The 8,135-nt window shown below is 74.9% G+C and carries 3 protein-coding genes; all 3 read right to left on the bottom strand.

Features of this window, described 5'->3' with window-relative positions; all coding sequences use genetic code 11:
- Window positions 1-2,478 (bottom strand): LamG-like jellyroll fold domain-containing protein (locus Q0848_RS14950; RefSeq protein WP_299038933.1); only part of this gene is annotated, 2,478 nt, incomplete at its 3' end.
- Between the two features lie 242 nt (window positions 2,479-2,720).
- Window positions 2,721-6,332, bottom strand: a complete 3,612-nt coding sequence (gene mfd / locus Q0848_RS14945) for a transcription-repair coupling factor (protein ID WP_299038931.1) — start codon at window positions 6,330-6,332, stop codon at window positions 2,721-2,723.
- A gap of 258 nt (window positions 6,333-6,590) precedes the next feature.
- A complete protein-coding gene (locus Q0848_RS14940; protein WP_299038928.1) occupies window positions 6,591-8,075 on the bottom strand; it encodes a hypothetical protein in 1,485 nt (494 codons plus the stop codon).
- Window positions 8,076-8,135: the final 60 nt, after the last annotated feature.

The raw sequence follows: 8,135 nt of genomic DNA, 5'->3' as shown, positions 1-8,135 counted from the left end.
GACGCCCGTCGCCGTCGCCCCGTCGCCGAACGCCCACGCGTAGGAGACCACCGAGCCGTCCGCGTCCGAGCTCCCCGCCCCGTCCACCGACACCGCCAGGCCCTCCACCGAGGACGCGAACGACGCCACCGGCGCCTCGTTCGGCACACCACCGACCACCTGGCGACCGCTCTTGACGTAGTGCTCCGCCACCTGGCGGGCCGTCAGCGCGGTGTCGTAGACGGAGACCTCGTCGATGTCGCCGGCGAGGCTGGCCGCTCCCGCGTTCTTCCACCCGGTGACGTTGTCCCCCCCGACCCGCCAGAAGCCCACGTAGGGCTGCGCGCCGGTCGTCGACGGGTCCGAGGCCACCTGGCGGCCGTCGACGTAGAGGGACTGGCCGCCCGCCCCGAGCGTCGCGACGACCTGGTGCCACCTCCCGTCGTTGAAGCCCGGCGCCGAGGTGAGCGTCCGGGCCGTGCCCGGGTGGACGCCGAAGGTGATCCGGCCGCTGCCGTCGAGGTAGACGTGGCGGTCGTAGTTGTTGCTGAGGCCGGTGTTCCGGCTGCCGAAGCCGACGAGCTTGCCGCCCCTCGTGCTCGTCGTGCGCACCCAGGACTCGACGCTGAAGGTCTGCGGGGCGGTCACCGCCGCGGAGGACACGGCCGGGACCGTGTCGGTGCCGGAGAACCGGGTGGCCCCGTTCCCGGGGACGGCTCCCTCGGCGACGCGCGTCGCGGTGCCGCCCAGCACCAGGTCGTCACCGCCGGCCCAGTCGTAGGCCGTCGACCCGCTGGTCTCGCCGAGCCGCCAGTGCTTGACGGCGCCGTCGGCCCGGACCGCCTTGACGTACTCCCCCGACGCCGCCGAGCCCTCCGGCACGGTCGCCGTCGTCGCCGCGCTCGTCAGGACGTTGCCCGAGCCGTCGGTCACCCGGACCCGGTAGGTCTGCGTGCTGCCCGCCGGCGCCGTGCTGTCGAGGAGCGACATCGTCGGCCGCGACCACCAGGTCGAGCGCGCCCTCCGCGTGACGAGCACCTCGGCGGTCGAGGTCTTCTCGCCGCGGAGCAGCTCGTACGTCAGCTCGGCGTCGTCCCGGTCCCAGCTGCTGGTCCACGAGACCCGCAGGGCCCCCGGCGCGAGCGCGGTCGACGTGGGCTTGAGCTCGGTGTAGCCCTGGGGTCCGTCCTTGCCCGGCGCGGCGCTGCGGACCGCGAACCTGACGAGGCCCTGCTGGGCCGTCCCGTTGACGCGGGGGAACTCCCCGCCCAGGACCACGTAGCGGTCGTCCCCCGTGACGTCCCACGCCCCCTGGTACTGCTTGGTGTAGGAGCCCATCGCCACGGTGGGCAGCCAGTGGAGCGCGGCCGGTGCGGGCTGGCCCGCGAAGGCTCCCGTGGCCACCTTCCCCTGGGCGGCCGTCGTCGTCGCCATGGCGCGCTGGTACGTCTCCGGCCTCGTCTGGGGGTGCCCGCCCATGGAGCTGCAGTTGTGGGCGTGGCCCACCGTGTACAGCACCCCTCCCACGGGCTGGCTCGCGTACGTGTCTCCCAGGCAGCCGTTGACCCACTGCAGGGCGCCCCCCGCCACCGACGCCGCGAAGCTGTTCTCGAAGTCGCTCGGCCCGTAGAAGTCGTACCCCGTCCCGTACACCTGGTCGCCGTCGGTCGACAGCGACCAGATCGCCGAGTCGGGGCCGTAGTTCTGGATCGTCCGGTTGGCCGCCCACGGCAGCACGGCGCCCGACGTCGCGTCCAGCGCTCCCATGCCGCGGTTCACCTCGCCGTTCAGCGTCTCGAAGCGCCCGCCGACCACCACCCGGCCGCTGCCGGCCGGTGCGACGACCGCCATGACCTCGCGGTCGGCCGACGGGGCCCACGGCTGCACGGCGCCGTCCGACGTCGAGACCGCGGCCAGGCGCGTCCGCGCCTGGCCGCCGAGGACGCTGAAGTCCCCACCGACGTACAGCGAGCCGCCCGCCACGGCCAGTCCGCGCACGCGGCTGTTGGCGTCCGCCGAGAAGGAGGTGACGAGGGCGCCCGTCGTGGCGTCGAAGGCCGCCACCCGACCGCGCGGGGTGCCGCTGGCCGACGTGAAGTCCCCCCCGACGAAGATGCGACGACCGTCGGCCGACGCCGTGATGACCAGGCCCTGGGCGTCCAGGGACGGAGCCCAGGAGGTGATGAGCCCACCGGTGCGCAGGTCGAAGGCGAGCAGGTTGCGGCGGGGCGTCTCGCTCGTCCCCGCAGGGGCCCCCGCGGGCCGCGCCGCGGTGAACTCTCCTGTGACGTAGACGCGGTCGCCGACCACGACCTGGTCCCACACCACGCCGTCCACCTGCACCGTGGGGAGCACGTCGGCGCTGACCGTCGCGGGCTCCGCTCCGCTCGTCACCGACGCGGTGGCCGCCCGCGCCGGTGCGCCGGGCAGCGCCGCCAGCGCTGCTGCGACGGCGAGCGTCGCCACCCCTGCGACGCCCTTGCTCCAGGACCTGCGCACGCCCACTGCTTCTGCCGCCACCGGATGCTCCCGCCGTGCAGCCGCCGCGGCCCTCTGCCGCGGTCAGCGGTTCCACGGTACGTCCGGTCCTCACGCTGCGTGGTCGCTTCCGACGGCCGACCCCCCGTTCGGGCCATCGGATCACCGTTCGTGACCTGACGGCGGGAGTGCGACATGTGGTGATGCAGGGCGTGGAGCACGTTCACTGTCCGTCAGCAGAGCGCCGACGTCGTCCTGCGCGCTCAGACGACGCCCGACGCGACCTTCCCCGCGGCGCCGACGTCCTCGCCCACCACGGCGTCGAGCAGGTCGGCGGCCCAGTCGAGGAGCTCCGTCCCCTTCAACGGCTTGCCGCCGATGCGGGCCGTCTTCGGCATGGGCACCAGGACGGAGCGCACAGCCGGCTTGACCAGCGAGCCCGGGTAGAGCCGGCGCAGGCGCATGGTCTGGCTGTCGCGCAGCTCCACCGGCGCGAAGCGCACGTTCGTGCCCTGCGCGCTGACCTCGGTGACGCCCGCCGCCCGGGCGCGCACGCGGAAGCGCGCGACCGCCAGGAGGTTCTCCACCGCCTGCCCGCCCGTGGCCTCGGTCGGCTCGCCGTAGCGGTCCACCAGCTCGTCGCGGACCTCCTGCACCGCCTCGACCGTCTCGGCGACGGCGAGCTTGCGGTAGGCCTCCAGCCGCAGGCGCTCGTGCGGCACGTACTCGTGCGGCAGGTGCGCGTCGACGGGCAGCTCGACCTTGATCTCGGCCGGCGGCTTGCCGGAGGTGTCGCCGCGGAAGTCCGCCACGGCCTCGCCCACGAGCCGGATGTACAGGTCGAACCCCACCCCGGCGATGTGACCCGACTGCTCGCCGCCGAGCAGGTTGCCGGCTCCGCGGATCTCCAGGTCCTTCATGGCGACCTGCATGCCCGACCCGAGGTCGGTGTTCTGCGCGATCGTCGTGAGCCGGTCGTTGGCCGTGTCGGTCAGCGGCCGGTCCGGCGGGTAGAGGAAGTAGGCGTAGGCGCGCTCGCGACCACGGCCGACCCGCCCGCGCAGCTGGTGCAGCTGCGAGAGCCCGAACCGCTCGGCCCGCTCCAGGATCAGGGTGTTGGCGTTGGAGATGTCCAGGCCGGTCTCGATGATCGTCGTGCAGACGAGCACGTCGAACTTCTTGGCGTAGAAGTCGAGGACGGCCTGCTCCAGGGCCTGCTCGCTCATCTTCCCGTGGGCGACGGCGATGCGGGCCTCGGGCACGAGCTCGCGCAGGTGCGAGGCGGCCCGGTCGATGGTCTCGGTCTTGTTGTGGACGTAGAAGACCTGGCCCTCGCGCAGCAGCTCGCGCCGGACCGCCGCGGTGACCTGCTTGTCGTCGTAGGCGCCCACGAACGTCAGCACCGGGTGGCGCTCCTCCGGCGGCGTCGCCAGCGTCGACATCTCGCGGATGCCGGTGACGGCCATCTCGAGCGTGCGCGGGATCGGCGTCGCGCTCATGGCGAGCACGTCGACGTCGGTGCGCAGCGCCTTCAGCGTCTCCTTGTGCTCGACGCCGAAGCGCTGCTCCTCGTCGACGATGACGAGGCCGAGGTCCTTGAAGCGCACCTCGCTGCCGAGCAGGCGGTGGGTGCCGACCACGAGGTCGACCGTGCCCTCGCTCACCCCCGCGATCGTCTCCTTGGACTCGGCCGTCGAGGTGAACCGCGACAGCGCCCGCACGGTCACGGGGAAGCCCGCGAAGCGCTCGGAGAAGGTCTCCAGGTGCTGCTGCACCAGCAGCGTCGTCGGCACGAGCACGGCGACCTGCTTGCCGTCCTGCACGGCCTTGAAGGCGGCGCGCACGGCGATCTCGGTCTTGCCGTAGCCGACGTCGCCGCAGATCAGGCGGTCCATGGGGACCGTCTTCTCCATGTCGTTCTTGACCTCGTCGATGCACGCCAGCTGGTCGGGCGTCTCCACGTACGGGAAGGCGTCCTCGAGCTCGCGCTGCCACGGGGTGTCGGGGCCGAAGGCGTGCCCGGAGGTGGCCATGCGCGCCGAGTACAGGCGCACCAGCTCGCCGGCGATCTCCTTGACGGCCTTGCGGGCGCGGCCCTTGGTCTTCGCCCAGTCGCCGCCGCCCATCTTGTTGAGCGGCGGGTCCTCCCCGCCCACGTAGCGGGTGACCTGGTCGAGGGTGTCCGTCGGCACGAACAGCCGGTCGCCCGGCTGGCCGCGCTTGCTCGGCGCGTACTCGATGACGAGGTACTCGCGGGTGGAGCCGCCCATCGTGCGCTGGATCATCTCGACGAAGCGGCCCACGCCGTGCTGCTCGTGGACGACCGGGTCGCCGGGGCGCAGCTGGAGCGGGTCCACCTGCTTCTTGCGGCGGCTCGGCAGCCGCTGCATGTCCTTCGTCGAGCTGGGACCGGTGCGACCCAGGACGTCACCCTCGGTGAGCACGGCCAGGCGCAGGCCCTCGGCGACGAAGCCCGCTCCCCCGGCGCCGGTCGTCACGTGCACGACGCCCGGCTCCGGCGGCTCCTCCAGGGTCGGCACGCGCCGCGCGGGCACGTCGGCCTCGCGCAGCACCTCGGCGAGGCGGTCGGCGGAGCCCGGGCCCTCGGCGGTGACGACGACGCGCCACCCGTCGCGGGCGTGCGCGCGCACGTCGTCGAGCGTGGTCGTGACGTCGCCGGAGAACGACCGCGTGTCGCGGGCGCCCAGTCGCAGCCGGACGCCCCCGGTGTCGTCCTGGCTGCCGGACAGGCCCTCCTCCGCGAGGCTCTCGTCGGCGCCGAAGGCCGTCAGCGACCACCACGGGTGGCCCGCGGCGGTGGCGGCGCCGCGCGCCACCGACAGCGGCAGGAAGCTCGCCGAGGACAGGTCGACCGGCGTCTGCGCGCCGGCCGCGGCGTTGGACCAGGCGGCGGCGAGGAACTCGCTCGTGGTGGCGACGAGGTCGTGGGCGCGGGCGCGCACGCGCTCGGGGTCCAGGACGACGACGTGGGCGCCCTCGGGCAGCAGCTCGGTGAGCGGCTGCATGCCGTCGACCAGGGCGGGGGCCAGGGACTCCATGCCCTCGACGGCGACGCCCGCGGCGATCTTCTCGAGCATGTCGGCCGCGCCGGGCAACTGCTCCACGAGCGCGAGCGCCCGGTCGCGCACCTGCTGGGTGAGCAGCACCTCGCGGCACGGCGGGGCCCACAGGCCCTCGGGGACGACCTCGAGCGAGCGCTGGTCGGCGACGGCGAACTCGCGGACCTCCTCGACCTCGTCCCCGAAGAGCTCCAGGCGCAGGGGGTGGTCGCGCGTCGGGGGGAAGACGTCGACGATCCCGCCGCGGACGGCGAAGTCGCCGCGGCGCTCCACCATGTCGACGCGGCTGTAGGCGGCGCCGGCCAGGCGCTCGACCAGGTCGTCGAGGTCGACGACGTCGCCGGCGGCCACCTGGACCGGCCGCAGGTCGCCGAGGCCGCGGACCACGGGCTGCAGCACAGCGCGCACCGGCGCCACGACCACGCGGACCGGCCCGTCGGGCGCGCCCTCGGGGCCGGGGTGGGCCAGCCGGCGGAAGACCGCCAGCCGCTTGCCGACCGTGTCGCTGCGCGGGGACAGCCGCTCGTGCGGCAGCGTCTCCCACGCCGGGAGCTCGGCGACGGCGCCCGCGGGCAGGAAGCAGCGCAGCGAGGCGGCGAGCTCCTCGGCGGCGCGGCCCGTGGCCGTCACGGCCAGCAGCGGCCGGCGCGAGGCCAGCTCGGCGACGACCGCGGGGCGGGTGCCGGCGGGCGCGGTGAGGTCGAGGACCTCCGTGACGCCCTCGGCGGCGGCCGCCGTGGCGGAGGTGAGCGCGGGGTCGGCGCGCAGGACGTCGAGCAGGCCGGTGAGGCTCATGGGCTCCTCGGGAGGGGTGCAGCGGAGGACGACCGCGCAGCCCGCCGTCGACGCTCCGGGCGGGCTCCCGGCGGGCGCCGAACGAGTGGGCTCCCACGGTACGCCCGCGGCAGCGCCGGTCGTCCCGCGCGGGTCGGCCCGAGCCCGCACCGCGGAGCGCCGGGCACGAGGCTGGGGGCGCCGGCGTCGCGAGCCGGGACCGGCACTGAGCAGCGCTCCCCGGCGAGCGGGCGCGCGGCACCCCGCCGCGCGGCTCCCTCAGGCGGACGGCGCCGGGCTCCGCCGGCGTCCCGAGGGGTTGGCGTAGACGTAGCCGATGAGGGGCGTCCGCAGGACGCCCCACTGCCGTGTCGCCTCGCGCAGGTCCCGCACGTCCGCGCCCTGGCGGACGACGAAGACGCCGGCGTCGGCGGCCGAGGCCACGGCCGTGGGCAGGGCGCCGGCCGTGACGGGGGGCAGGTCCACCACCACGACGTCGAACTCCCTGCGCCACTCGGCGACGACGTCCTCGACGCGCTGGCTGGAGGGGTCGGACAGGTGGGAGCCGGCCGCCGCGGAGATCGCCGAGAAGGACCGGCCGGCCCCGGCGTCGACCCTCGACAGGTCCGCGCGCCAGTCGCCGCCGTCGGTCTCCAGGGCCGAGGTCCACCCGTCCCCGCGCGGTGAGCCGAGGGCGAGGGACAGGCCCGCGCCCTGCGCGTCGGCGTCCACGACGAGGACGGTCCGCTGCTCACGCGCGAAGGACGCCGCCAGGTTGAGCACGGCGGCCGTCCGCGCGGCGGCGTCGTCGGACGTCACCACGAGGACGCCCGTGCGCATCTGGTGCTGCACCGAGGTGCCGATCATCCGGTAGACGTGCGACGGCAGCTCCGCCACGTCGGCGACCCCCACGTCCTGGACGTCGCCCTGCGTGCGGACCTCGCCGAGGAAGGGCGCGTCGAGCACCTCCTCCACCTGCTCGGGAGCGGTGATGCGGCGGTTGCGGTCGGCCCGCAGCCAGGCGACGGTCCCCGCGACGACGAGCCCCAGCACCAGGCCGAGCGCCGCCTCCCGCAGGGGGAAGCCCCGGGTGACCACGGCGTCGACCCGCGGCGCCTCGACGAACTCGACGCCGTCGCCGAAGAGCGCGCTGCTCGTCTGCAGCTCGCTCGCCTGGAGCCGGAGCTGCCCGATGGTCGTCGCGCCCGAGGACGTCAGCGCCGCGGCGCCCTCGCCGGGAAGGGCGTCGTCGGCGCCGATCTCGTCGCGGATCTGCGCCTCGCTCGCCTCGAGGGAGTCGATGGCGGCCCGGGTGAGCCGCGTGACCTCCCCCTCCGTCTGCTCCGCGTAGGCGTCCACGACGGCGTCGGCGAGCTCGACGGCCTCACCGGGCGAGGCGGCCTCGGCGGTGATGACGACGGTGTTCGAGCCGCTCGCCGCGGTCGCGGTGACGTCCTCCCGCAGCTCGGTGAGCTCCTCGCGCCCGAGCCGCTCCGCCACCGCGCCGAGGACGGCGTCGCTCGTGGCGAAGCTCGCCCGCTGGGCGGTGTAGCGGGCGAGCGAGGCGTCTCCCTGGGCTCCCGGGGACAGCACGTTGTTCTCCCGCGGCGTCGTCAGCGAGATGCTGGCCGAGGCCACCGCCGACGGCCCGACGACGAGACCGGCCGCCGCGCTCAGCACGACGAGCGCGAGGACGACGGCCGCCGAGGACCACCGGTAGCGCCAGAGGGACCCCAGCAGGCTCGGGGTCGAGTGCTCGTTCACCTGGTGGCTCCGCACATGGCCGGCTGGCTCTCCTCGTCGACTGGGCACCGCGCTCTCCCA

The sequence above is a fragment of the uncultured Pseudokineococcus sp. genome, assembly GCF_947495735.1.
Lineage (GTDB): Bacteria > Actinomycetota > Actinomycetes > Actinomycetales > Quadrisphaeraceae > Pseudokineococcus.
Note: the sequence above shows the minus strand (reverse complement) of the source record. Positions and strands in the feature narration are given on the sequence as shown.

Coding starts and splice junctions, on each gene's coding strand:
- mfd (WP_299038931.1), bottom strand. CDS start 6,332: ATGAGCCTCACCGGCCTGCTCGACGTCCTGCGCGCCGACCCCGCGCTC.